Genomic DNA, 25,762 nt, shown 5'->3' with positions numbered 1-25,762 from the left:
CGCCGCGGCCCGATCGATGTCGAGCGTGAGTGGAAGTCCCGGTCCGGGTCCGGGACCCGCAGCACCCCCGACCGCAGATCCACGATCCCCGCCGGAGTACACAGCACATACGGATCCGCGTCCAGCACCCCCGCACTCAACACCATCCCCGGCGCCGACCTCGCCTGCACCAGAAGGGCCCTGATTCCACAGGTCGACAGAGCCCTCCGGCGGTGGCGGCGCAGGGCCGCGCCGGTGTGGTCCCCGGCCGGGTCGGTCACCGCCAGGGCTTCGGCCATCTCCCCGGCCGCCCAGAGCACCTGCTCGTTCTCGTCGAGTTCCCAGCGGCTGCCCGTCCACGCGTACCAGCCCAGCCCCGGTACATGGCGGAACCGACTGCTGTGCAGGGAGGCGAAGAGTTTGGCGTTGCCCCGGTCCGTCAGGGTGTCGGGCAACAGCCCCGCCGGGGCGTCCGGTCCGGGGACGGTGGAGTACGGGTGCCCCGCGGACTGGTTGAACAGACCTGAGTACACGGCAGGGGGGAGACCGACGACACGCTGTCCGGGCTGCGGGGGAGCGGGGGGCCGGTTCCCGGCCGGCTGAGGCCGGGTGGCCGGGGTGGCCGGGACGCTGTGCACGATCTGGAGAAGCCTGTTCTCCCGTCCGGGCTCTTTGGTCGCGTTCTGTCTCTGCCGGTCGGGGGCCGTTGACGCTTCGGGTCTGACCCCCTCAGCCACGGCCTCTCCCTGCTGCCGGCCGGACAGCTCTCCGTCGTAAGGGTGTCTGGCGTAAGGGTGTCTTCCGTGGGCTCCGCGCCTTTGCGGCGGGCCCACGGATCGCGGCGGTTGTCGAGCGATGGAGGTAACGGGTGCGCAGCCCCGAGCCACTTCCGTGAAATCCCAGATGAAGGGGCAATGCGCTTCCTCTCAGCGACCGAAGCGACTCAGGGGCCAAACCATGTGCCGAGCAAGGCGCGAGTACCACGGTGACCGTTCCCACCGCGTGATAGCTGTGGAACGGAGATAACATAATCCGTACTCGTTTTGCTTGTCGACGCCTGTCCACAGGTGCGTGTCAGAAATGGTTCGGCCGGAGTGCGACGGCGGGCCGGAAACGGCCGGTGCGGGTGCCGTGGGCGTCTCTACGCGGGTGCGGTGGTGACCATCGCCGACGCGGTCACCGTGTCCCCCTGTGTGGCGACCAGCTTGACGCTGGAACGGGTGAGCGCTTCCGCCTCGATCAGGCAGGGCTGGTCGAGTTCCACGTACCGCTTGAAGACCGCGTCGAAGGACAGGGGCCGGACGGCTTGCGGAGCGCAGACCATTCCGGCGGCCTGGCTGAACGCTTCCAGGAGCACCATGCCCGGGATGTGGTCGTGCGGGTGGTCGAACAGCACGGAATGCGTGAGGTCGGCCCGCAGGAACCAGAGGTTGTCGTGGGTCGTCGGACTGAGGACCACATCGCTGTCGGACTTCCGGCCCACCAGGGCGGGGTTCACCGGACGGCCGGGCGGCAGTGCCCTGGCGCAGGATTCGGCCGCACTGGCGTAGCGCCCGCGCAGCCGGCGGTAGACGTTCTCCGGGTAGGCGGTGTATCTGATCTGGGCGCTGCCCATCCGTACGCCGTCACGGGTGGCCTCGATCTCCGCGGTCAGACGGGCGCAGCCCAGGCGCCGTCTGTTCACCGAAGTGTGGGTGATGTGGAGTTTTACCTCCGCCGGGGACCCTGTGGTGCGCAGTCCTTCGGGGGTGGTGGAGCAGCTGATGTACTCCCAGCCCAGCCGGTGGTCCAGGGGGATTCCGAACTCGGTGTGGGACAGCAGGGCCAGGGCCTGCCGTGTGCTCTCCGTGAAGAGCAGAGGGCTGTGGATCTCCTGCTCCGGGGTGTAGAACGGGTGTGAGCAGGGCCATTCGGTGGTGACGACGTGCTGGGTGTCCGAGATTTCGTACCACTCAGTGACGAGCACTTCCGTGGGGTCCGTCTTGCGGACGAGGAGATTGGCTACGGTGGACCGCTGCGGGTGAAGGGTGGTCGAGCCGTGGCCGCTGAATGAAGTCATCACGTGCACTCCCCATGGATCATCGAAGCTGACCGTGCTTGGGTGCCTGGATGTGCAGATGCTCGAAGCCGACGTCGGGCACCTGTGCTGTAAAATAAGGATTATTCTTTTTTTTGTCTACGAGGGAGAGGCGTGGTGTCCGAATTGCCTGACAAACGTCCAGTGAAGCAGGAGCGTGCACTTCGGACACGAGCGAGCCTCATCAGAGCTGCCGCAGAGGTCTTCGCCGAGAGTGGTTTTGCTGGAGCAAGCGTCTCGCGGATTGCGGACCGGGCCGGCGTGACGCTGGGGGCGATGTACTTCCACTTCAAGAACAAAGAGGCGCTGGCGCGTGAGATCGTCCGCAGCCAGCCCGATATCGTCTCGCCGCCGATCCCCTCGGACGGCCTCCAGAAGCTGATCGACATCACGCTGACCTGGTCCTATCAGATGCTTGACGAGCCGCTCCTGCTGGCCGGTGCCCGGCTGGTGACGGACCAGGAGCTCTTTATCTCCACCGAGGAGAACTCGCATCAGCAGTGGACCGAGGTCGCCATGTCGGCGTTCACTGAAGCGAACGAGATGGGGCAGCTCCGGGAGGGCGTCAACATCCCGGCTCTCGCCCGGATGCTGGTGAGTGCCTGTACCGGGGCGCAGATGCACGCGCAGATGGAATCCGGTCGCCGGGACCTGCCCGACCGGGTCGAGGAGATCTGGCACTGCATGCTTCCGGCGATCGCGGTGCCGGGCGTCGCCGAGCATCTGGTGTTCGGTGAGGCGCGGGGCCGGTCGGCCGCCCGCCGCAGGAAGAGCGCGTCCGTGGCCGGGTGAACCGGGCGCCACAAAAATTCTGCTGTCAGGTCTCGGGGGTTCATCGACTGCCCGCTATGGTCATCCCCCGGGAATGCGGTGACCGCTATCACACTCGGCCGTCGGCGGAGTGTGCGGGGGAGGGGTCGATGCACGAGATGTCGAACGGATTGCTGCACGGCAAGAGAGTCATGATCACGGGCGCGTCCAGTGGGATCGGGGCCGCAGCGGCCCGGCTCTTCGCCGCCGAAGGGGCGTCGGTCGTCCTGATGGCCCGACGTCAGAAACCCCTGTGCGACCTGGTCGACGAGATCCGCGCCGCGGGCGGCCGTGCCGTCGCGGTCACCGGCGATGTCACCTGCCCCGGGGACGTCGAGCGGGTGATCTCGGTGGCGGTGGAGCGCTTCGGAGGGCTGGACGCGGCGTTCAACAACGCGGGCTGGGGGGCCAGGGGCACCGATCTGCACGAGACCGAGGACTCCGCGTACGACCAGATCATGGACGTCAACGTACGGGGGGTGTGGAACTGTCTGCGCCGTCAGATCCCGCTCATGCTGGACCAGTCGACGGGCGGCACGATCGTGAACACCTCCAGCACCGCGGGGCTCTTCGCCACCGGGGCGCTGGCTCCCTATGTGGCCGCCAAGCACGCCGTGCTCGGGCTGACGAAGGCCGCGGCGGCCGAGTACGGCGCCAGGGGGATCCGGGTCAACGCCCTGGTGGTGGGCAGCACCTTCACCGAACTGACGGAGGCGAGCATCGGATCGGGGCGGCCCGTGGCCGCACGCGCCATCCAGCGCAGGCTGGCCGATCCGTCCGAAGTCGCCCAGGCCGCCGCCTGGTTGTGCAGTGACCGATCGTCCTTCGTCACCGGTGGCGCCGTTCCGGTGGACGGCGGGTGCAGCGCGGTCTGACCCGCCGGGGGCTCCGCGGCATGCTCCGGAAACCGGGCCCGTATCGGGCCGGGGCCGGTCTCCGGCAGGACCGACCGCCTCAGAGGCGCGCCGCCTCCGAGGCCGAGACCCCCGTCAGGACGAGCTGCCAGATACGGGCCAGCAGGTCAGCGGCGCTCTCGGGCGCCGGGGCCCCGGCGGAGCGGTGGCGGCGGAGCACGATCTCGGCCCCGGCCACCAGATGCACGACCAGGGTCGCCATGGCCTTGGGGTGCGCGGAGGCGCGCAGGTCGCCGCTGTCGTAGGCGCGCCGCAGCAGTTCATCGGCTGTGGGGAGCCAGATCTCCGTCCAGTGGGCGGTGGCCGCACGCTCCCGCTCAAGCCGCAGCAGGGCGCGCACGGTGTCCTCCCGCTCGATGAGCCGGGCGAGTTCCAGGGTCAGGTCGGCCAGCTGTTCCAAGGGGGCGGTGGGGGAGTCCGACATCCGCCGCAGGGTACGGGTGACCTCGTCCCGGCCCGCCTTCTCGACGGCCTCGGCGAGTCCCGCCTTGTTCGGGAAGTGGAAGGTCACCGCACCCAGGGAGATGCCGGCCGCCCGACTGATCTTGGACAGTGAGGCCCCCGCGTAGCCCTCGCGGTCGAACTGTGCCGCCGCCGCCCTCACCAGGGTCTCGCGGGTCCTCGCGGCCCTCTCCTGTTTCACCATGGTGTCCCCGAAAGCACCGGCGGGTGCGGCGCTCCTGGCGCGGCACCCGGCAGCCGATGCGGTGTTCCGGTGTTCCTTTCCGCCGGACGACATGAACCGGCCCAGCGTGGGCGGACCGGTCGCGCGAGGGCAACGCGGAGTTGCCGAAGTGGGAAAAACCCTTGGTCAGAGTCGTGATCGGCGTTCTGGTACCCGGCCGGTGGCCGCATCGTTTCTCCTTCCGCCGAGGAGGAGTGCCGTTCCTCCGTTGGAAAAAAAGATAACGTTCGCTATTCTATAGTGGTAGTCGATCGGATGACCGAAGCCGGAGGGAACCAGTCATGGCGGCACAGGACTTGGACCGCGCGCACCTGCCGGTCTCCGCGTTCACCGAACAGATCTTTGGGCACCTGCCGAGGGCCGACCAGCGCGGCTGGGCCCAGGCGTATCTGACGGGCCTGCTCACCACCGAGGGGAAGAAATCGGTCCGGCGGATCGCCGCCGCGGTCTCCGGCTCGCCGACCGCCTCGCAGTCCATGCACCAGTTCGTCAACGCCAGCCCCTGGGAGTGGGACCCGGCGCGGGCCGAGCTGATGCGGTGGGTCGAACAGCGGCTGACCCCGCGCGCCTGGACCCTCGACGTGGCGGTCCTGCGCAAGCGGGGCGACCACTCCTGCGGGGTGCACCGCCGCTTCGTCCCGGCCACCGGACGCTCGGTCAACTGCCAGCTCGGAATAGGCGCGTTCCTGACCACCGAGAAGGAAGCCGTACCGGTCCACTGGGGCCTGCTGCTGCCCGGCCCCTGGGTCAACGACGAGCAGCGCCGCTCCCGCGCCCGCATCCCCGACGAGGCCGGTCACCGCACCATTGAGCAGCACGCGCTGGACCTGGTCGACGCGCTGAGCGACAGCACCCACCTCAGCGCCCCGCCGGTCGTGGCCGACCTCAGCTACTACACCGGTGTGACCTCGCTCGTGCGCGGGCTCAGCGCCCGGGGCCGCGACTTCGTCATCAGCCTGCCCGCCCGGACCCCGGTGGTCCCCGCCGGCCGGTCACTGGCCCCGCAGGCGTACGCCTCCGAGCTGCCCGCGGCCGTCGAGGCGCAGCGTCTGTTCGAGCTCAAGCACAGTGGCCATCTCCGGCTCGACACCCACGACGGCCTCGGCGGCCGGGCGGACCGCACCTCGGTGATGACCGCCCTGGTGCGCCTGCCCGAGGTGCGGCTCGCCCGCCACGCACCGCACCACACCTACCGGCTCTTCGCCGTCCGCCCGTTCGCGGGACGCCGCTCCCACCGGATGTGGCTGACCAACATGGTCCACCGGCGCACCGACGAACTGGCCGCGCTGACCCGGCTCCAGCGCCGGGCGGGCACCACGGTGCAGGGACTTGAGGACGACTTCGGCCTGCTCGACTTCGAGGGGCGCTCCTACCCGGGCTGGCACCACCACATGACGCTGGTGTCCGCGGCCGGTGCCTACAGCCGGCTCGAACTGAACGCCACACTTCCCGCGATGCCGCCGATGCCCGTGATGCCGGCGGTGCCCGCCCTGACGGCCGTACCCGTCTGATGCCGTATCCGTTCGGTGCGAACGGCAGCGGGTGCGCCCGGCCTCTTCGCCGGGCACACCCGCTGTTTCACGCTCCGGTGGCCCGCGCGGGCACCGGCAGGGACGGCGGCCGGGGCAGCGACGGCGGCATCAGATGCCGCGCGGCCACGACCGCGAGCAGTACATACCCGGCCATCAGCAGCAGTGCCGTGAAGATCCACTCATGGGAACCGGCCGGGTCGTAGACCCGCCCCGCGTTGCCCACGTCCACGGCCGCCGCCTTCTGGCCGGCCTCGAACGTGTCCCGGCCGCTGCCGTACAGCTTGACGCCCCGCAGCTCCACCGTGCCGTCGGTGGAGCGGAACGTTCCCGACCACTCGCAGGTCTCGTGCCCGGGATGACTCACACAGCTGAGACGGCCCGCGGTGAACGTGCCCCGTGGCCCGTCGGCGGTCGCCGCCCTGGCGGCGTTGCCCAGATTCGGCAGCGCCACGTACAGCAGCAGAACTCCCGTCAGCAGAAGCAGCAGGGACACGAACCCCGAGGGTTTTCTCTTCCTCCCGCCCGTGCTCATGGCCGCCGCGTCAGTCCTTGGGGGCGCAGGCGCAGCGTGCGTCGGCGTTGTCGGACCGGCCCGCACGGGTGTGGTAGTACATCGCCACCACCATCGGGATGGTGACCAGTGTGTTGTAGAAGAGGTGCAGTTCCACGCGCGGCGCGATGAGCTGGATGATGCTCGTGGGGACGGCCTTGCCCATCAGGTAGGAGCCGGCGAGGACCTGGACCAGGAGCAGCAGGTGCTCGAAGTGGTGCCACACCTGGATGCCGAACGACACCTTCCACCAGGTGCCCGAGCGGCCGGTGAACCCCGGGCGCAGCAGGAAGAGGCCGACCATCATGATCAGGGCGTAGCCGTAGTGCATCCACTCCGAGGTGACGAGCCACGGGAAGGGCACACCGAGGACGCCGCGCGCCTCCGGTATCGGCCAGCCCATGACGTAGATCTGGACCGCCTGGACGAGGTGCTCCGCCCAGTGTGCGACGACGATGAACATGAAGATACGCAGGCCGAGTTGATGGTGCCTGCTGTTGAGGGAGTCGAGCCCGCCCCGTAGCGGATGCGGCGGCGCTTCGGTGCTGGTTGCCATGAGTGAACCTCCATGATCCGGGACCGGTGGCTCATCACAGCACAGCAGTCACGCCGGTGTACGGGCTTCTTCCTGCTTGCCGAATTCGTCTTCACGGGCACCCGTCCGGGTCCTTTCACGCAACTCAGGGCTACGGTCGAAGGATGCTGCCAAGAACATATGAAGGACAGGACTGCTCGCTGGCCCGTGCCCTCGAAGTGATCGGGGAGCGCTGGACCCTGCTGATCGTCCGGTCGGCTCTTCTGGAGGTCAAACGGTTCGACGGCTTCCTCGGACAGCTCCCGATCGCCCGCAACGTACTGACCAACCGGCTGGCCCGCCTCGTCGACCTCGGCATCATGGAGCGGGTCCCGTACCAGGACAAGCCGGTGCGTCACGAGTATCCGCTCACCCCCATGGGCCGGGACCTGACCGTGGCCGTGATCGCCCTCATGCAGTGGGGCGACCGGAACCTCCCCACCGAGCTCGGACCGCCGCGGCGCGCCGAGCACATCGGCTGCGACGGCGATGTGCGGGTCCGGATGGGGTGCGTCTCGTGCGGCCGTGACATCCACGACGAAGAGGTCGTGGTGCGCCGCACGCGCTGAGTTGACGGGCCCCTTCCGGGGGCCTCAAACCCCTTTCAGCGCACGGGTGTTGCGCATTTGCGAAGATGCCCTGATCTTTGCCGCCAGCCGACCATGAGGCCGTTCGCCACCGTCCGGTGGCCGGTCGAGGAGGCGTCAGGTGGCAACGGCAATGGGCTCTGTGCGCAGACTGATGATGGCTCCGTCCCTGCGTGACGTGAGTTTCGCCGGACGTGGCTTCCCGGTGGTCGAGACCACCGCCACCAGGCAGCTGGAGGCCATACCGCAGACGGTGGTCACCGGTTTCGAGTGGGGCATCGAGTCGAGGGACCTGTGGGAGACCGAGCGTCGGCTGTCCCTCGTCGACCTCGAACTCCAGGGCTTCGCGTACGAGGGCGCGACCATGGCCTCGGTCATCCGGGACTCGATGCCCGGCCGCGGCGGACGCACCGCGGAACTGCTCCAGGGAGCCGGACGGCGGCACATCTTCCTCAACTACATCGGCATCGGATTTGCGATGGCCAAGCTTCCGAGGCCGCTGTGGAAGAAGGTCATGCCCGATGATCTCGACGGCGAGGAGTTCTACCCGCCGATGACCTGGCTCGCCGTCGACGGCTACGGATTCGACCGTGCCTACTTCGACCCCGCCCGCTGGGTCGACGGCCAGCGCCTGGACACCCCGTACGCCTGGGACGGGCGCCCGGACTACTTCCAGCGGGCGGTGGACCAGGGCATCGGGCGAGCCCTGTGGTTCATCCACGGCGCGCACGTCGAGCACGTCTGCGCCGCCGTGCGCAGGTTCGCCTCCGAACGGCAGCCGGATCTGTGGGCCGGCGTCGGACTCGCCGCCACCTTCGCGGGCTGCTCCACGGCCGACGAACTGGCCGTGCTGCGCACCGAGGCCGGTGAGCTGCGCGGCCATGTGGCGCAGGGCTCCGTCTTCGCGGCGAAGGCCCGCCACTTCTCCGCCACCATCCCCGAGCACACCCGGACCGCGCTGCACGCGCTGGCCGGGATCACCGTCGAGGCGGCTGCCGCGCTCGCGGACGGCGCCGCGCCCGCGCCGAGCGCCGCCGGTGAGGTCCCCACGTACGAACTCTGGCGCCGCGCGGTACGTGAACAACTGCTCGTGAATGCCCTTTGAGCATTTCTGGAGTAGACGGTCGGATACCCCGACTCAATATGTTCGATTTAACGAACGGGAAATTCAGGTAAAAGGAATCGAGGGGCGGTCTTTTAGGTGTCCATCTTGCGTGCGCTGAGGCGCCGAGTCCTCACACCCAATGTCCGGGAAACGCAGCTGGAAACACGCGGATTCCACGTCAAGAACGCGGAGGCCAAACAGCAGCTGGAAACCGTCGGGGCGAGCTTCCTCCAGGGATACGCCTACGCGGTCGAGGCGCGTTCCGCGGGCCAGGCCATCGAATGGCTGGAGACCGTTCCCCGGGCCTTCCGCGGGTTCGCCTACGAGGGTGCCGGCATGGGTGCCGTCATGCTCGACTCGCTGACGGGCAGTGACAAACGGCTGACCGGAATCCTGGAGGGCGAGGGACGGCACCACAACTACATGATCTACGTCGGCATCGGCTGGGCGATGGCCAGACTGCCCAAGTTCCTGTGGCCCGACGTGGACCGGACCGATCCGGTGCTGCGCTGGCTGATCCTGGACGGATACGGCTTCCACCAGGCGTACTTCAAGACCGACGCCTACGTCCGCGAGCCCGGCCGTGTCCATCCCTTCAGCTGGAAGGGAGGCCCGGACGCCTACAGCGCCCGGGTCATCGACCAGGGCATCGGCCGCGCCCTGTGGTTCGTCGGCGGCACCGACCCCGATGTCGTCGCCGACCTCATCGGTGCCTACCCCGCCCACCGCCACGGCGACATGTACGCCGGTGCCGGGCTCGCCTGCACCTACGCGGGCAGCGCCGACGAGGGCGAGCTGCGGCGCTTCGCCGAGCACGCGGGCGTGCACCTGCCGAACCTGGCACAGGGCTCCGCGTTCGCCTGCGAGGCCCGCGAGCGGGCCGGCACCACCATCGCCCATACGCATGTGGCGGCCCGGGTCCTGCTGGGCGGCCGGACCCCCGAGGAGGCCGCGCGGGTGTGCACCGACTCGGCGCCCGCGGGCTGCGACGGCGGCGAGATCCCGGCATTCGAGCTCTGGCGGCAGCACATCGCCGCAGCGATCACTTCCGTCCCGCACGCGCAGAAAGGCGCCGTCGCATGACACATCCAATTTCCTGGCTGCGGAAGCAGGCGCCCGGAGTCGTGGCCCTTGCTCTTATGGTCAGTACTTTCTATGCGGTGAAACCGCACGAGTCGAGTGCCGCCGATAAAGCGGAGCTGGCGCAGAGTTTCGCTTTCGAGCCGATGGCGATAGCCATGCCGGGCGGATACAAGCAGCAGACCGTCCGCAAGGTGAACAAGGCCTACAAGCACATCGAGGCATGGATCTCCTCGGTCGGCGCGGGTGTCGCCATGAACGACGTCGACGGCGACGGCCTGCCCAACGACCTCTGCATCACCGACCCGCAGATCGACCAGGCCGTGGTCACCCCCGCGCCGGTGCCCGGCCGGAAGAGCCCGTCGTACGCCCCGTTCGTCCTGGACCCGTCGCCGCTGCCCAAGAGCGACATCATGGCCCCCATCGGCTGTGTCCCCGGTGACTACAACGAGGACGGCGCCATGGACCTCCTCGTCTACTACTGGGGCCGCACCCCGGTCATCTTCCAGGCGAAGAGGGAACCCGGGCACACCACGACGACGATGGACCCGAAGTGCTTCGAGCCGGTCGAGCTGGTGCCCGGCCAGGGCGGCAGCATCTACACCGGGCCGCTGTGGAACTCCAACGCCGCGGCCGTCGCCGACTTCGACGGCGACGGGCACAACGACATCTACATCGGCAACTACTTCCCCGACAGCCCCGTCCTGGACGACACCAAGGACGGCGGTGTGACGATGAACGACTCGCTGTCGCACGCCCAGAACGGCGGCGGCGGCCACTTCTTCCGCTGGACCCCGACCGGCTACGAGCAGGTCAAGAACGTCCTGCCGGACAGCATCGACAAGGGCTGGACGCTCGGCGTCTCCGCCACCGACCTCGACGGCGACCAGCGCCCCGAGATGTATCTCGCCCACGACTTCGGGACCTCGGCGCTGCTCTACAACAGGTCGACGCCCGGGAAGTTCAAGTTCAGCCAGGTCAAGGCCAAGCACACCGCGACCACCCCGAAGTCCAAGGAGATCGGGCGCAGCTCCTTCAAGGGCATGGGCGTCGACTTCGGTGACCTGGACAACGACGGGATGTACGACGCGTTCGTCTCCAACATCACCACCTCCTTCGGTATCCAGGAGTCGAACTTCGCCTTCATCGGCACGGCCAAGGACAAGGCCGACCTGCGGGCCAAGTTCCGCGACGGCGTCGCCCCGTACAAGGACGAGAGCGCCCCGCTCAACCTCGCCTGGTCCGGCTGGGGCTGGGACGTGAAGATGGGCGACTTCGACAACAACGGCATCCAGGAGATCACCCAGGCCGTCGGCTTCGTCAAGGGCAAGCGCAACCGCTGGGCCCAGCTCCAGGAGCTCGCCACCGCCAACGACGGGATCGTCAAGAACCCGTACTTCTGGCCCCACGTGGAAGAGGGCGACGACCTCGCCGGTGACCAGCACATCCGGTTCTACGTCAAGAACAAGGACGGCGACGCCTACAGCGACCTGTCCAAGCAGCTCGGCCTCGCCGTGCCCGTGCCGACCCGAGGCATCGCCACCGGTGACGCCGACGGCGACGGCCGCCTCGACCTGGTCGTGGCCCGGCAGTGGGAGGACCCCGTCTTCTACTGCAACATGAGCCAGGACGCCGGCGGCTTCCTGGGCCTCAACCTCACCGACGAGGCCGGATCGCCCGTCATCGGCGCACAGGCCACCGTGACCCTGTCCGACGGCAGTACCCGCCTGGGCCGTGTCGACGGCGGCAGCGGCCACTCCGGCAAGCGCAGCCAGGATGTGCACATCGGCCTCGGCCAGGACGCCGACGGACCGGTCCAGACCCATCTGACCTGGCGTGACCGCACCGGACAGGTGCGCAACCAGGACCTCCAGTTGAGCCCCGGCTGGCACTCACTCCAGCTCGGCACCGATGCCAAGGAGAAGTGACCGTGCCTGCCGAATTGACCAAAGCTGCCGCTCCACGGCACGACGTGAAAGTCATCACCGCGCTCCGCCGGTTCGCGATCTCGATCTCGATCCTCAACATCGCCGGGTACACCTTCCTCGGCTTCGAACAGCCCTGGCTGTGGCCCTTCATCGCGGTCATCACCGCCTACACGGTGGAGATCGTCCTGGAGGCGATCAGCGCCCGCGGCGAGAAGCGCGCACCGCGCTACGCGGGCGGCGGCTTCAAGGGCATGGTGGAGTTCCTCTTCCCCGCGCACATCACCGGTCTCGCGGTGAACATGCTGACGTACGTCAATGACCGTGTCTGGGTCATGATGTTCGGCGTCATCGTCGCCGTCGGCACCAAATGGGTTCTCCGCGCCCCGCTCAAGGGCCGCATGCGGCACTACATGAACCCGTCGAACTTCGGCATCGCGATCATCCTGCTGCTCTTCCCGTGGGCCAGCATCGCCCCGCCGTACCACTTCACCGAGTATCTGTACGGACCCGCCGACTGGGTCCTCCCGGCGATCATCCTGACCCTGGGCACCATGCTGAACGCGAAGCTGACGGGCCGTATGTGGCTGATCGGCGCCTGGCTGATCGGCTTCGCCCTCCAGGCCATCATCCGCGGCCTCGTCATGGGGACCTCCATCCCCTCGGCGCTCGGCATGATGACCGGGGTGGCCTTCATCCTCTTCACGAACTACATGGTCACCGACCCGGGCACCTCGCCCTCCAAGCGCTCCTCCCAGATCGCCTTCGGCGGCGGCGTCGCCGCGATGTACGGGGTGCTCACCGGGCTCGGCATCGCGTACGGCATCTTCTTCGCCACCGCCCTGGTCTGCCTGATCCGCGGCGGCTACCTGTGGGGCCTGCACTTCATGGCCAAGCAGCGTGCGGCGGAGGCCAAGCAGGCCGAGCAGGCCCAGCAGGCGCAGGCGAAGCCGGCCGAGCAGCTCGTCGCCGTACCCGCCCACGCCCCCGCCCCCGTACCCGCGGCGGCTGCCGTGGTCGTGGCGGTACCCACCGGTGACCCGTGCCAGGACGGCACCTGCTTCCACGGCAAGTGCGCCGGCGCGCGGGCGGAGAACGACAAAAAGGTGGCGATGCCCGTATGAGCAGGATCGCGATAGTCGGGGTGGCGTGCAGCTACCCCGATGCCACCACCCCACGCGAGCTGTGGGAGAACGCGGTCGCCGGCCGGCGGGCCTTCCGCAGGCTGCCCGACGTCCGTATGCGCCTGGACGACTACTACGACCCGGACCCCACGGTCCCGGACAAGTTCTACGCCCGTAACGCCGCGGTCCTGGAGGGCTGGGAGTTCGACCGCATCGCCCACCGCATCGCGGGCAGCACCTACCGCTCCACCGACCTGACGCACTGGCTCGCACTGGACACCGCCACCCGGGCGCTGGCCGACGCGGGCTTCCCGGTCGGGGAGGGGCTGCCCCGCGAGCGCACCGGCGTCGTCGTCGGCAACACCCTCACCGGCGAGTTCTCCCGCGCCAACGTGATGCGGCTGCGCTGGCCGTACGTACGCCGGGTGCTCGCCGACGCCCTCAAGGGGCAGGACTGGGACGACGACCGGCTCGGCGAATTCCTCGAAGGAGTGGAGGACGCCTACAAGAAGCCGTTCCCCGCCATCGACGAGGACACCCTCGCGGGCGGCCTGTCCAACACCATCGCCGGCCGGATCTGCAACCACTTCGACCTGAACGGCGGTGGCTACACCGTCGACGGCGCGTGCTCCTCCTCGCTGCTGTCGGTCACCACCGCGGCCACCTCGCTGCTGGGCGGCGACCTCGATGTCGCCGTCGCCGGCGGCGTCGACCTGTCCATCGACCCCTTCGAGATCATCGGCTTCGCCAAGACCGGCGCGCTCGCCAAGAAGGAGATGCGGCTCTACGACCGCGGCTCCAACGGCTTCTGGCCGGGCGAGGGCTGCGGCATGGTCGTGCTGATGCGCGAGGAGGACGCCCTCGCCGGCGGGCACCGCGTCTACGCCTCCATCGCCGGCTGGGGCATCTCCTCCGACGGGCAGGGCGGCATCACCCGCCCCGAGGTCAGCGGCTATCAGCTCGCCATGGCCCGCGCCTACGAACGGGCCGGATTCGGCATCGACACCGTGCCGCTCTTCGAGGGCCACGGCACCGGCACCGCCGTCGGAGACGCCACCGAGCTCACGGCCATCATGGGCGCCCGCGCCCAGGCCGACCCGAACGCCCCCAGCGCCGTCATCAGCTCCATCAAGGGCATGATCGGCCACACCAAGGCCGCCGCCGGGATCGCCGGACTGATCAAGGCGGCGATGGCCCTGGACGCGGCGATGCTGCCGCCCGCCATCGGCTGTGTGGACCCGCACGAACTGCTCACCGGTGAATCCGCCAACCTGCGGGTGCTGCGCAAGGCCGAGGCCTGGCCGAAGAACGCCCCGCTGCGCGCCGGGATCACCGCCATGGGCTTCGGCGGGATCAACACCCATGTCGTCCTCGACAAACCGGTACCCGCCAAGCGCCCGGCCGTCAGCCGCCGCGCCACCACCCTGGCCAACTCGCTCCAGGACGCCGAACTCCTGCTCCTGGACGGCGAGTCGCCCCAGGCACTCGCCGAACGCCTCACCCGGATCGCCGACTTCGCCGCGCAGGTCTCCTACGCACAGCTCGCCGACCTGGCCGCCACCCTCCAGCGGGAACTGCGCGAACTGCCCTACCGGGCAGCCGTCGTCGTCACCTCGCCCGAGGACGCGGAGCTGCGGCTGCGCCGGCTGGCAGACACCGCCGCCGACGGGGCGACGGGCGACGGCCCGGTCTTCTCCTCCGACGGACGCACCTTCCTCGGCCGGGCCTCCGACAGCGCCCGTATCGGCTTCCTCTTCCCGGGCCAGGGCTCGGGCACCTCGACCGGTGGCGGCGCGCTCGCCCGCCGCTTCACCGAGGCCGCCGAGGTCTACCGGCGGGCCAAGCTGCCCACCACCGGCGACATGGTCGCCACCGACGTGGCCCAGCCGCGCATCGTCACCGGCTCCGCCGCCGGGCTGCGCGTCCTGGACGCGCTCGGCATCGAGGCGGACATCGCCGTCGGCCACAGCCTCGGCGAACTCTCCGCCCTGCACTGGGCGGGCGCCCTGGACTCCGCCACCCTGCTGGAGGCGGCCCGGGTACGCGGAGCGGCCATGGCCGAGCACAGCGCCTCGGGCACCATGGCCTCGCTGGCCACCACCCCCGAGGAGGCCGGGGCGCTCATCGAGGAGCTCCCCGTCGTCATCTCCGGGTACAACAGCCCCCGGCAGACCGTCGTGGCCGGAACCGTCGACGCCATCGCCACCGTCGCGGAGCGGGCCGGGCGGGCCGGTGTCACCTGCACCCGCCTCGCGGTGTCCCACGCCTTCCACTCGCCGCTCGTCGCCCCGGCCGCCGACTCCTTCGGTGACTGGCTCGTCGGAGCGCGCCTGGACGAGGTGGACCGCCGGGTCGTCTCCACCGTCACCGGTGAGGAACTGGACGGCGACACCGACCTCGCCAAGCTGCTGCGGCAGCAGATCACCGAGCCGGTGCTGTTCACCCAGGCGGTACGGTCGGCCGCCGCCGACGTCGACCTGTTCATCGAGGTCGGCCCCGGCCGGGTGCTCGCCGGCATGGCGGCAGCCGCCGCCGACGTACCGGCCGTCGCCCTGAACACCGACGACGAGTCCCTGCGCGGACTGCTCCAGGTCGTCGGCGCCGCCTATGTGCTGGGCGCCCCGCTCATCCACGAGCGGCTCTTCAACGACCGGCTGACCCGGCCGCTGGAGGTCGGCGCGGAGTTCAGCTTCCTGACCAGCCCCTGCGAGCAGGCACCCGATGTCGTCCTGCCGGCCGCCCGCGGCCCGCGTACGGAGGACTCCGGCGACGGCGCCACCGCACAGGCCGGCAGCTCGGCGGGGGAGTCGGCGCTCGACGTGCTGCGCGCCCTGGTCGCCGAGCGGGCCGAGCTGCCGCCCGAGCTCGTCGACGAGAACAGCAGCCTCCTGGACGACCTGCACATGAGCTCGATCACGGTCGGCCAGATCGTCAACCAGGCCGCCGTCCAGCTCGGCCTCACCGCCGCCCACGTACCGACCAACTTCGCCACCGCCACGGTGGCCGAACTGGCCGAGGCGCTCACCACCCTGGCCGAGACCGGCGGCGAGGGAGCGGGCACCGCGTCCGTCGTGGCGGGATCCGCCGCCTGGGCCCGTCCCTTCGCCGTCGACCTCGACGCGATCACTCGGCCCGCCGCCGTACCGGGCGGGGAGAACGGGAAGTGGGAGCTGTTCACCGCCCCGGACCACCCCTTCGCGAAGGACGTGCAACGCGCCCTGGAAGGGGCCGCGGTGGGCTCCGGCGTCCTGGTCTGTCTGCCGCCCGGCTGCTCCCAGGAGCAGATCGCGCACGCGCTGGACGGAGCCAGGGCCGCCCTCGCGGGCGACCGCGAACGCCGCTTCGTCCTGGTGCAGCACGGCCGGGGCGCGGCCGGACTGGCCAAGACCCTGCACCTGGAGGCACCGCACCTGCGGACCACCGTCGTCCACACCCCGGTGACCGACGGCGCCGCGGACCTGGTGGCCGCCGAGGTCGCCGCGACCGGCCGCTTCAGCGAGGTCCACCTCGCCGCCGACGGCAGCCGTCGCGTTCCGGTGCTCCGCGCCCTGCCGGTCCGTGCCGAGCGCACCGACCAGGTGCTGAACTCCTCCGACGTCCTGCTCGTCACCGGCGGCGGCAAGGGCATCACCGCCGAGTGCGCGCTCGCCGTGGCCCGGGAGACCGGAGCCGCGCTGGCCGTCCTCGGCCGGTCCGACCCCGCGCAGGACCAGGACCTCGCCGCGAACCTGCGGCGCATGGCGGACAGCGGGGCGACGGTGCGCTACGCCGCCGCCGATGTCACCGACCCCGTGCGCGTCGCCGCGGCCGTCGCCGAACTCACCGGGGCGCTCGGCCCGGTCACCGCCGTACTGCACGGAGCGGGCCGCAACGAACCCGCCGCCCTCACCGGCCTCGGCATGGACACCGTCCGTGCCACGTTCGCCCCCAAGGTCGACGGGCTGCGCACCGTCCTGGACGCCGTCGGCGAGGAGAACCTGAAGCTCCTCGTCACCTTCGGCAGCATCATCGGCCGGGCCGGACTGCGCGGCGAGGCGCACTACGCCACCGCCAACGAATGGCTGGCCGACCTCACCGAGGAGGTCGCCCGCAACAACCCCGACTGCCGTGCCCTGTGCATGGAGTGGTCCGTATGGTCCGGCATCGGCATGGGCGAGAAGCTCTCCGTCGTCGAGTCCCTGTCCCGCGAGGGCATCGTCCCGGTCTCGCCCGACCAGGGTGTCGAGATCCTGCTGCGGCTGATCTCGGACCCGGACGCGCCCGTGGTGACGGTGATCAGCGGACGTACGGAAGGCATCGAGACCGTACGCCGGGACCTGCCGCCGCTGCCGCTGCTGCGGTTCACCGGCGCCCCGCTCATCCGCTACCACGGGGTCGAGCTGGTCACCGAGGTCGAACTGAACGCGGGTACCGACCTCTACCTCGCCGATCACCTGCTCGACGGCAACCTGTTGCTGCCCGCCGTGCTGGGCATGGAGGCCATGGTCCAGGTCGCTGCCGCGGTCACCGGGCGCACCGACGTACCGGTCATCGAGGGGGCGCGGTTCCTGCGGCCCATCGTGGTGCCGCCCGCCGGGACCACCCGTATCCGCATCGCGGCCACCGTCACCGACACCGACACGGTGGACGTGGCCATCCACGCGGAGGACACCGGCTTCGTCGCCGAGCACTTCCGGGCCAGGCTGGACTACTCCGGTACGGCCATCCCCGACGGGCCCCCGGCCCAGGTGGGCCCGGACGTCCCGGCCGCCCCGCTGGACCCGGCGGCCGACCTGTACGGCGGCGTCCTCTTCCAGGGCGAGCGCTTCCAGCGGCTGCGCCGCTTCCACCGGGCCGCCGCCCGGCACGTCGATGCCGACGTGGCGATCGGCGCGCCGTCCGGCTGGTTCGCCGGCTTCCTGCCGGGCACGCTGCTGCTGGCCGACCCGGGGATGCGGGACGCGCTGATGCACGGCAACCAGGTGTGCGTCCCCGACGCGACCCTGCTGCCGTCCGGCATCGAGCGGCTCTACCCCATGGCCGCCGGCACCGATCTGCCGGAAGAGGTGCGCTACTGCGCCACCGAGCGCTACCGGGACGGCGACACCTATGTGTACGACATCGCGGTGCGCACCCCCGACGGCACCGTCGTCGAGCGGTGGGAGGGGCTCACCCTGAACGCCGTCCGCAAGTCGGACGGCTCCGGACCGTGGGTCGCGCCGCTGCTCGGCTCGTACCTGGAACGGACCCTGGAGGAGGTGCTCGGCACCCATCTCGACGTCGCCGTCGAACCGGACCTGCCCGGCGCCGGAAAGTCCGCCGCCGAGCGCCGCGCGGCCACCGCGCGGGCCGTTCAGCGGGCCCTGGGCGAGAGCGCCGAGGTGCGCTACCGGCCCGACGGCCGCCCCGAACTCGACGACGGGAGCCATCTCTCGGCGGCCCACGGCCTGGGGGTGACCCTCGGGGTCGTCGCCGCGACGACCGTGGCCTGCGACGTCGAGGCGGTCAACATGCGCGGCGCCGCCGAATGGGAGGGACTGCTCGGCGAACACGCCGGGCTGGCCGCCCTGGTGGCCAAGGAGACGGGGGAGACCCCCGACACCGCGGCGACCCGGGTGTGGGGTGCCGTCGAGTGCCTGAAGAAGGCCGGACTGCTCGGCGGGGTGCCCCTGACCCTGGTCCCGCAGACCCGGGACAACTGGGTCGTCCTCACCTCGGGCGGACTGCGCGTCGCCACCTTCGTCACCTCGCTGCGCAACGCCCTGGAACCGGCGGTGTTCGCCTTCCTCACGGACGGCCGGGACGCCGAACGGTCCGAGGGGGCGGAAGGGTGAGCGCCATGACGGCGACGACGGGCACGGACAGCCACTCCGTGTACCGGCACACGGTCGCCTTCGCCGAGACCGATCTCTGTGGCACCGCCGACTATGTGACGTACATGATCTGGCAGGGACGCTGCCGCCGGGAGTTCTTCCGCGAGGCACTCGGCCACGCGGAGGACCGGGCCGACGGTACGAGGCTGTTCACCCTCCAGGCGGACTGCGAACTGCTGGAGGCGGTGCAGGCACGCGACCGGCTGTCCGTCCGTGTACGGGTGGCGGACATCGGCCACACCGAGTTCGGTCTCGTCTTCGAGTACGTCAAGGAGACACCACAGGGTGAGGTGCTGGTGGCCCACGGCCGGCAGCGCGTCGCCGTCATGAGCGGTCCGCCCACCGCCCCCGTTCCCGCAATGATCCCCGACGTGCTGGCGCGAGTGCTGGCACTTTACGCGGCCGGTTCCCGGCCTTCGGCTGGGAGGCAGATATGAGTCTGATGGCTGCTCCGCCCGCGGAGCTCGTCGATGTGCTGGACAGCAAACAACTGAGGACGACCTTCGGGGCGTTCCCCACCGGGGTCACCGTGGTGACCGTCGGCGGGGATGCCCCGCGGGGCATGACGGCCAACTCCTTCGCGTCCGTCTCCCTCGCCCCGCCGCTGGTGCTGTTCTGCGTCAACAAGGACGCGGTGATGCACCACAACCTGGAGCACTCGTCCACCTTCTCCGTGTCGGTGCTGGGCGTCGGCCAGGAGACGGTGGCCCGGCACTTCGCCAACCGGTCGCGCCCCGCCGGAGCGGGCCAGTTCGACACCGTCGGCTGGACGCCCGGACAGGTCTCCGACGCCCCGCTGATCGAGGGGGCGGTGGCCCACCTGGAGTGCGGGAAGTGGCAGATGTACGACGGCGGGGACCACACGATCTTCCTGGGCAAGGTCCTCACGGCCGCGCGCTGGCCCGACCGGGAGTCCCTGCTCTTCTCCGACGGGCGCTTCCGCGGCTTCCTCCCCGAACACCGCGAAGGCAGGGCGGCATGAGCGTCGACCCGCCCGGACCGCCGGTCCGGGCCCTGCCGGGGCTCCTGAGGAAACTCTCCGTGGACCGCCTGGGCATGATGAAGGACGCCGCCGCCCTGGGCGACGCCGTCCGGGTGTCCATGGGACCCAAGAAGCTCTACATCTTCAACCGGCCCGACTACGCCAAACACGTCCTGGCCGACAACAGCGCCAACTACCACAAGGGCATCGGCCTGGTGCAGGCCCGCCGGGTGCTGGGCGACGGGCTGCTGACCAGCGACGGTGAGGTCTGGCGCAACCAGCGCCGGGCGGTGCAGCCCGCGTTCAAACCGGGCCGTATCAACCAGCAGGCCGACGCCGTCGCCGAGGAGGCGGCCAAGCTCGTCGCCCTGCTGCGCACCCACGAGGGCGGCGGACCGGTCGACGTCCTCCAGGAGGTCACCGGACTCACCCTCGGGGTGCTCGGCCGCACCCTGCTGGACTCCGACCTCACGGCGCACGAATCCGTCGCGCACGCCTTCGAGGACGTCCAGGACCAGGCCATGCTGGAGATGGTCAGCCAGGGCATGGTGCCCTGGTGGCTCCCGTTGCCCGCGCAGCGGCGCTTCCGCGTGGCCCGCCGGGAGCTGTACCGGGTCGTCGACCTGCTGGTCGCCGACCGCAGCGCGCGGATGGCCGGCGGTGAGCCGGCCGACGACGCGCTGTCCAGGATCATCGTGGCGGCCCGCAAGCAGCAGCACGACCCCGCCGGGGTCCGCAAACGGCTGCGGGAGGAACTGGTCACGCTGCTGCTCGCTGGGCACGAGACCACGGCCAGCACCCTCGGCTGGACGCTCCACCTGGTGGAGCGTCATCCCGAGGTGCGCGCCGCGGTCCGTGCGGAGGCCCGCGCCGTCCTCGGTGACCGGGTCCCCGACGTGGAGGATCTGCACCGGCTGACGTACACGACCAAGGTGGTGCAGGAGGCGATGCGGCTGTACCCGCCGGTGTGGGTGCTGCCGAGGGTCGCCCAGCGGGCCGACGAGGTGGGCGGCTTCCGGGTCTCCGCCAAGGCTGACGTGCTGATCTGCCCGTACATCATGCACCGCAACCCGAGCCTGTGGGAGGAGCCGGAGCGGTTCGACCCCGAGCGGTTCGACCCGCAGCGGGTCGCCAGCCGGCCCCGGTACGCGTACATCCCGTTCGGCGCCGGGCCCAGGTTCTGCGTGGGCAGCAACCTCGGGATGATGGAGGCGGTGTTCGTCACGGCCCTGGTCACCCGGGACCTGGAACTGCGTACCGTCCCCGGCCACCGGGCGGTGGCCGAGCCCATGCTCTCGCTGCGGATGCGCGGCGGGCTGCCGATGACGGTGCATCCGGTGGGCTGAGGCCCCCGGGCATGACGATGCGGGGCCGGACACAACTCCTGTGTCCGGCCCCGCATCGTCATGCCCGGGGTGCGCCGCGGGGTCAGCGCAGCGCACCGCGGGAGAGGGTGTCGGCCGAGCCGAAGCGGGCCAGCAGCAGCGGGGGGTCCAGCTCGTCCACCGGGCGCAGCAGGATCTCCACCGGCCGCAGGATCTCACCCGGGTGGACGGAGACGGGCCCGTGCTGCCCGACGGACAGCATGTCCGTTTCCCCGGAGCCGAAGGACTGGTGCTCGTGTCCGTGGGGGACGGAGTGGCCCAGGACGTACCAGGTGCCGTTGGGTACGTCCTTGAGCTCGAAGTCCCCCGGACCGTCGAGCATCGTCCAGCGCACCGGCCGGCCCTGACGGACCCGGCTGGGGAAGAGACCGACGAAGACGTCACCGGGCTGCTGGCCGGGGGTGAGGAGCACCCGGCCGCGCAGCGACAGACGGGTGTACGCGAAGGACGAGGCGCGGGTGACGGTCGCCGGGAAGTTCGGCAGCACACCGCCGAAATCGCGGTACGCGCTCGGTGAGAGTCCCACGCAGGCCTTGAAGCGGGAACTGAATGTTCCGACGCTGCTGTACCCGACCTGGCTGCTGATATCGGCGACGCTGAAGTCCGTGTTCACGAGAAGTCTTTTGGCTTCCTGTATCCGCAGCGCGGACAGAAAGCGGCCCGGTGATGTTCCGGTGACGTCACGGAAGATCCGGGTGAAATGGAATTTGCTGAACATGGCCGTACGTGCCATGTCGTCGATCGTGAGGTCCTGCCCGAGGTTGACATGCATGTAACCGATCACCCGGCGGACAGCGTGCTCGATGGTGTTGGTGGTCACCGTATCTCCCTGTCGAGGCATTGCGTCAACGTCGAGTTGGCTGAGTCGTACGGATTTCCGCGATCTGCGTTCCCGGGGCGTGCCGGCGCTTGGCCAGGTCCTCGGCGAAGCGCTGCCAGACCTCGGAGCAGTGGTGGGCCAGATCGGCGACGGCGTCGACGGAGTGGGCGGGTACCGCCTCCGCCCGCTTCCTCCAGGCCTCGTCGACGATGAAGCGGCTGTGCAGCCACCGGACGAACTCGCGGCCGTTGTCGGAGTGGCGCAGGGACGGGTCGTTGGCGAGCTTGCGCAGGGTGTCCAGCGGCGCGCGGGACCGGGGGGAGACCGGGGGCTGGGCGCCGGCGGGAACGGGCCGTACGGGGTCCGGGGCGGTGGCTGCCGGGGCGTCGTCCGGCGCGGCCGCGGGCTCGGTCGCCGGCGCGGCCACGCCGGTGGACTGCCGGCTGCGCGGAACGGGGTTGTCGCCGCGCAGCAGCCGCTTGCGGACGTCGTGGGCGGTGCCGAGCGAGAGCCCGGTGCGTTCGACGACGGTGCGCAGCGGCAGGTCGGGGTTGCTGGCCAGCAGCGAGGCGGCGTGCATCCGTTCGGCGGTGCGGTCCAGGGGGTGGGCGCGGCCGTCGACTCCCGTACGTATGTTCAGGAGCGGAGAACCCGCGGCTGAACAGACGCGGACACCCGCCACGGTCTTGGCGTCCAGCCCCACATGGGCGGCGACGGCGCGGTCGGAGAGGCTCGGGTGGGAGGTCAGGATGCGGGCGGCGGCCGTCTTGCGGTCGGCCACCGACAGGGGCAGGCCGTTGGTGATGTTCGCCGACACGGACTGCAGGAAGATCTGGTCCTCGGCGCCCTCGTAGAAGCGGACCTCCACCGCGTCCAGGCCCTTCAGCTCGGCGGCACCGATGCGGTGCATGCCGTCGACCACACGCATGGTGGGCCGGTGCACCAGCACGGGCGGGAGCGAGGCGTACATCGCGGCGAGCCGGCGTACGTGCGCCTGGTCGATGCCGTTCAGACGAGGTGAGTCGGCCGGGCGGAGTTCATTGATCCGCACGAACTGCGGGGATTTTTGATCCTGTTCACGCTGGTCAGCGTCCGTGCCTTTCACGTTTCCCCCAAGCATGAGACCAGGCCCACTTCTGCGTGCCCGTGTAGGAGCAGAAGGAATGTCACGTGCGGGTGCTGAATACAGCCAGGTATGGAGCCTAATGAGGAGAGTGCAGATCAGGCCTGTTCTCAGGGCGCGAAGAGACAACTCAGGGGAGTCGGGGAATCGCTCACGACGACTTTGGCGAGTTGATTGAACGGCGTGACCGGTTCTAGCTTTCCATCACGCCGCAAGGCGCCCCACTCCGCACGATCCGAAAGGAGACCGAGTTGCGAAGCGAAAATGAGCGAGTGGCGCCGGACGGCGAACTCCGGACCATCACCCTGGAGGCCTATGCCGACACCATCGTTCCCGGACAGAAGCGTCATGACGGCGACCGCGCCATCGCCGGAGTCGCCACCGGCGGCGGCGCGGTCCAGGCCGGAGCACTGGAACTCCTCCAGTGGGACGCCACCGGCATCCACGACGGGCTGGACGACCTGGCCCGCCTGGTCAACGAGCACGCCACCGCCTACGCGGCGGAGCGGAACATCGCCCTCGACCCGTCCGTACCGCCCTTCGTGGCACTGGACTACGACGACCGTGCCGCCCTGATCCTGCTGCTGACGACCCCCGGACACCCGGAGAAGGACTTCTGGGTGATGCTCTCCCTCTTCTGCAACATGGCCTTCGACTCGGCGGCCCATCTGCCCACCGCACAGGCCCTGGCGGACGGCCACCCCGGTCTCGCCGCCATGGGCCTCTCGCACCCCGACGCGGACGGGCTCTGGCGCTTCAAGGACTTCGGCTACGGCCGTGAACTCGCCCGACTCCACCCCGACACCACGCCCTCCGGGAGCCCAGCATGAGCAGCACGGCCGAGCACACGGACGTCCTCGTCATCGGCAGCGGATTCGGCGGCGCCATCGCCGCGTACCACCTGGCCGCCGGCGGGGCCAAGGTCACCGTCCTGGAACGGGGGCCCTGGCTGAAGAGCGCCGACTTCGAGCACGACTACAAGCTCGGCTCCTCCTACACCCGGGCCTTCGACTTCGTGGTCGGCGACGGGATGAGCATCCTGGGCGGCAACTGTGTCGGCGGAGGGAGCGTCGTCTACTTCGCGGCCATGCCCCGGGCCCCGCGCTTCGTCTTCGACCGGCAGGGCTCCATCGGCCGGCGGATGTGGCCGGGCGCGGTCAGCCGGGACACGCTCGACCCCTGGTACGACCGGGTCGAGGAGTCCCTCTCGGTGGCCAAGCAGGACTGGAACGACGTCAGCTACGCCGGCGGCCTGTGGGCCGCGGCCTGCAACCACGCCGGCCGCACCGCCAATCCGCTCGCCGTCGCCATCGACAACACCAAGTGTGTCAACTGCAACTGGATGATGGCCGGGTGCCGGTTCGAGGCCAAGCAGTCGCTGCTGGTCAACTACCTTCCGGCCGCGCTCGCCCACGGGGCGGAGATCCGCCCGCTGCACGAGGTGCAGCACATATCGCGCACCTCGGACGGCGACTACCGGGTCCACTACAACGTGATCCACGACGAGGACTACCGCTTCCAGGCCGGCAGCGGTGTGATCGAGGCGAAGATCGTGGTCATGGCCGCCGGGGCCGGCGCCACTCCGGTCATCCTCCAGCGCAGCGAGGCCCACCTCGGCACGATGCCCAGAGCGGTCGGCCGCTACTTCTCCGGCAACGGCGAGCGGCTCAACACCGCCATCATCGACGAGAAGAGGGCGGCCGAACTCTTCGGTCTGGACCGGGGTGACGGGCTGGCGTACGCGGCCAACCAGATCGGCAAGGGCCCCACCGTCGCCAGCTGGGACAAGCTGGACGGCTCACTGCCCGAGTACTCCCGCTACTCCCTGGAACAGCTCTACTTCCCGCCCGGCCTCGGCACGATCCTGGCCCAGGTCCCCGACGCCGCCGGGCCCACCTGGTTCGGCAGGGAGAAGAAGGAGATCCTGAAGAAGTGGACGTCCTGGCTCACGATCTTCTCGATGATCGAGGACGACAACGAGGGCGTCTTCGGCCCGCCGCCCGCGACCGGTAACGCGCACCGCATCTCCCAGCAGATGCTCGGGCGGGGCAACCTCCGCTACGACCCGACCAAGAACACCCTGGGCGCCTGGGCCGCCTCCGACGCCGAGGTCAAGGAGATCCTGGAGAAGGACGGCCTGGCAAAGGTGATGCCCTGGACCAACGACCTGGTCGGTGCCTACACGGTCCACCCGTTGTCCTCCTGCCGGATGGGCGACGACCCCCTCACCTCGGCCCTCGACGACCGCAACGAGCTGCGTGACCACCCCGGAATCTTCGTCACGGACGGCTCTGCCGTCCCCGGCGCGCTGACCGTCAACCCCGCGATGACCATCGCCGCCCTGGCCGAACGCGCCGTCCCCGGCATCGTGCAGGCCGCCCAGCGCAAGGGAATCTCCGTGACCTACGGTGCCCCGGCCCCCGACGGCTCCCGCAGTGGCCGCAAGAAGGTCCTGCCGCTGCTGCCCACACTCACCCGGACCTGATTCCGCCCCGGGGTGCGCCGGGCCCGCCCGGCGCACCCCGGCGCACCCGCCGCCCCACCCCACCGGCACGCCCCGCGTCCGCACGGCGAGGAATCGCCCCGGGCGGACGCGTCCGGACAGTGGGTTGTTTCAAACAACCGGCGAAGGGCCGGACCCCGACGACCTGACGGCAC

20 protein-coding genes and 1 pseudogene are annotated in these 25,762 nt (G+C 70.1%); 14 read left to right on the top strand and 7 right to left on the bottom strand.

What is annotated here, in order from left to right; genetic code table 11:
• Together ABT170_RS35140 and ABT170_RS35135 are read right to left on the bottom strand one after the other, a co-directional pair.
• Nucleotides 1–512: pseudogene (locus ABT170_RS35140) on the bottom strand (DNA primase); the annotation flags it as partial.
• Between the two features lie 608 nt (nucleotides 513–1,120).
• A complete protein-coding gene (locus tag ABT170_RS35135; RefSeq protein ID WP_351874319.1) occupies nucleotides 1,121–2,038 on the bottom strand; it encodes a ScbA/BarX family gamma-butyrolactone biosynthesis protein in 918 nt (305 codons plus the stop codon).
• A 162-nt stretch (nucleotides 2,039–2,200) separates the two neighbouring features.
• On the opposite strand from ABT170_RS35135, the gene ABT170_RS35130 reads away from it, so the two are divergent.
• Together ABT170_RS35130 and ABT170_RS35125 are read left to right on the top strand one after the other, a co-directional pair.
• Complete coding sequence (locus ABT170_RS35130) at nucleotides 2,201–2,848, top strand: ScbR family autoregulator-binding transcription factor (protein WP_329941232.1); 648 nt, start codon at nucleotides 2,201–2,203, stop codon at nucleotides 2,846–2,848.
• A gap of 170 nt (nucleotides 2,849–3,018) precedes the next feature.
• The gene (locus ABT170_RS35125) at nucleotides 3,019–3,741 is read left to right on the top strand and encodes an SDR family NAD(P)-dependent oxidoreductase (protein ID WP_329941294.1); all 723 of its coding nucleotides are present in this window, start codon (nucleotides 3,019–3,021) and stop codon (nucleotides 3,739–3,741) included.
• A gap of 79 nt (nucleotides 3,742–3,820) precedes the next feature.
• Here the strand turns inward: ABT170_RS35125 and ABT170_RS35120 are convergent, their stop codons facing one another.
• Nucleotides 3,821–4,426: a TetR family transcriptional regulator gene (locus tag ABT170_RS35120; RefSeq protein ID WP_329941233.1), complete on the bottom strand. Its 606-nt coding sequence runs from the start codon at nucleotides 4,424–4,426 to the stop codon at nucleotides 3,821–3,823.
• 320 nt (nucleotides 4,427–4,746) lie between these two features.
• Here ABT170_RS35120 and ABT170_RS35115 point away from each other — a divergent pair, with 320 nt between their 5' ends.
• Entirely contained in the window at nucleotides 4,747–5,976 is a 1,230-nt protein-coding gene (locus ABT170_RS35115) for an IS701 family transposase (protein ID WP_329941234.1), read from the top strand.
• A gap of 67 nt (nucleotides 5,977–6,043) precedes the next feature.
• Here ABT170_RS35115 and ABT170_RS35110 read toward each other — a convergent pair whose 3' ends face one another.
• Both ABT170_RS35110 and ABT170_RS35105 read right to left on the bottom strand, forming a co-directional pair.
• Entirely contained in the window at nucleotides 6,044–6,490 is a 447-nt protein-coding gene (locus ABT170_RS35110; protein WP_329941235.1) for a hypothetical protein, read from the bottom strand.
• A 49-nt stretch (nucleotides 6,491–6,539) separates the two neighbouring features.
• The gene (locus ABT170_RS35105; RefSeq protein WP_329941236.1) at nucleotides 6,540–7,103 is read right to left on the bottom strand and encodes a hypothetical protein; all 564 of its coding nucleotides are present in this window, start codon (nucleotides 7,101–7,103) and stop codon (nucleotides 6,540–6,542) included.
• A 143-nt stretch (nucleotides 7,104–7,246) separates the two neighbouring features.
• Here ABT170_RS35105 and ABT170_RS35100 point away from each other — a divergent pair, with 143 nt between their 5' ends.
• The 9 genes from ABT170_RS35100 (at nucleotide 7,247) to ABT170_RS35060 (ending at nucleotide 21,122) form a co-directional block, all read left to right on the top strand.
• Nucleotides 7,247–7,690: a winged helix-turn-helix transcriptional regulator gene (locus ABT170_RS35100; RefSeq protein ID WP_351874313.1), complete on the top strand. Its 444-nt coding sequence runs from the start codon at nucleotides 7,247–7,249 to the stop codon at nucleotides 7,688–7,690.
• Nucleotides 7,691–7,829: 139 nt separating this feature from the next.
• On the top strand, nucleotides 7,830–8,813 hold the full coding sequence (locus tag ABT170_RS35095) for a DUF1702 family protein (RefSeq protein WP_351874310.1): 984 nt from the start codon (nucleotides 7,830–7,832) through the stop codon (nucleotides 8,811–8,813).
• A 96-nt stretch (nucleotides 8,814–8,909) separates the two neighbouring features.
• The gene (locus tag ABT170_RS35090) at nucleotides 8,910–9,896 is read left to right on the top strand and encodes a DUF1702 family protein (protein ID WP_329941239.1); all 987 of its coding nucleotides are present in this window, start codon (nucleotides 8,910–8,912) and stop codon (nucleotides 9,894–9,896) included.
• The gene (locus tag ABT170_RS35085; protein ID WP_329941240.1) at nucleotides 9,893–11,821 is read left to right on the top strand and encodes a CRTAC1 family protein; all 1,929 of its coding nucleotides are present in this window, start codon (nucleotides 9,893–9,895) and stop codon (nucleotides 11,819–11,821) included. The genes ABT170_RS35090 and ABT170_RS35085 overlap by 4 nt, the downstream gene beginning before the upstream one ends.
• Nucleotides 11,818–12,942, top strand: a complete 1,125-nt coding sequence (locus tag ABT170_RS35080) for an enediyne biosynthesis protein (protein WP_502970614.1) — start codon at nucleotides 11,818–11,820, stop codon at nucleotides 12,940–12,942. Before ABT170_RS35085 ends, ABT170_RS35080 begins: the two co-directional genes overlap by 4 nt.
• Nucleotides 12,939–18,755 (top strand): type I polyketide synthase, encoded by a 5,817-nt coding sequence (locus ABT170_RS35075; protein WP_351874303.1) that lies wholly within the window; start codon nucleotides 12,939–12,941, stop codon nucleotides 18,753–18,755. The genes ABT170_RS35080 and ABT170_RS35075 overlap by 4 nt, the downstream gene beginning before the upstream one ends.
• 5 nt (nucleotides 18,756–18,760) lie before the next feature.
• A complete protein-coding gene (locus ABT170_RS35070) occupies nucleotides 18,761–19,231 on the top strand; it encodes an acyl-CoA thioesterase (RefSeq protein ID WP_266932812.1) in 471 nt (156 codons plus the stop codon).
• Nucleotides 19,228–19,776: a flavin reductase family protein gene (locus ABT170_RS35065; protein WP_329941243.1), complete on the top strand. Its 549-nt coding sequence runs from the start codon at nucleotides 19,228–19,230 to the stop codon at nucleotides 19,774–19,776. The genes ABT170_RS35070 and ABT170_RS35065 overlap by 4 nt, the downstream gene beginning before the upstream one ends.
• A complete protein-coding gene (locus ABT170_RS35060; protein ID WP_351874298.1) occupies nucleotides 19,773–21,122 on the top strand; it encodes a cytochrome P450 in 1,350 nt (449 codons plus the stop codon). Before ABT170_RS35065 ends, ABT170_RS35060 begins: the two co-directional genes overlap by 4 nt.
• An 82-nt stretch (nucleotides 21,123–21,204) precedes the next feature.
• On the opposite strand, the gene ABT170_RS35055 is transcribed toward ABT170_RS35060, so the two are convergent.
• On the bottom strand, nucleotides 21,205–21,981 hold the full coding sequence (locus tag ABT170_RS35055) for a helix-turn-helix domain-containing protein (protein WP_329941245.1): 777 nt from the start codon (nucleotides 21,979–21,981) through the stop codon (nucleotides 21,205–21,207).
• Between the two features lie 25 nt (nucleotides 21,982–22,006).
• On the bottom strand, nucleotides 22,007–23,086 hold the full coding sequence (locus ABT170_RS35050) for a transcriptional regulator (RefSeq protein ID WP_329941246.1): 1,080 nt from the start codon (nucleotides 23,084–23,086) through the stop codon (nucleotides 22,007–22,009).
• 269 nt (nucleotides 23,087–23,355) lie between these two features.
• Between ABT170_RS35050 and ABT170_RS35045 the strand changes: the two genes are divergently transcribed.
• Nucleotides 23,356–23,934 (top strand): DUF5987 family protein, encoded by a 579-nt coding sequence (locus ABT170_RS35045; protein ID WP_351874294.1) that lies wholly within the window; start codon nucleotides 23,356–23,358, stop codon nucleotides 23,932–23,934.
• Complete coding sequence (locus ABT170_RS35040) at nucleotides 23,931–25,589, top strand: FAD-dependent oxidoreductase (protein ID WP_351874291.1); 1,659 nt, start codon at nucleotides 23,931–23,933, stop codon at nucleotides 25,587–25,589. Before ABT170_RS35045 ends, ABT170_RS35040 begins: the two co-directional genes overlap by 4 nt.
• Nucleotides 25,590–25,762 lie beyond the last annotated feature (173 nt).

Source organism: Streptomyces sp. NPDC001787, assembly GCF_040297465.1.
Taxonomy (GTDB): Bacteria; Actinomycetota; Actinomycetes; order Streptomycetales; family Streptomycetaceae; genus Streptomyces.
Note: the sequence above shows the minus strand (reverse complement) of the source record. Positions and strands in the feature narration are given on the sequence as shown.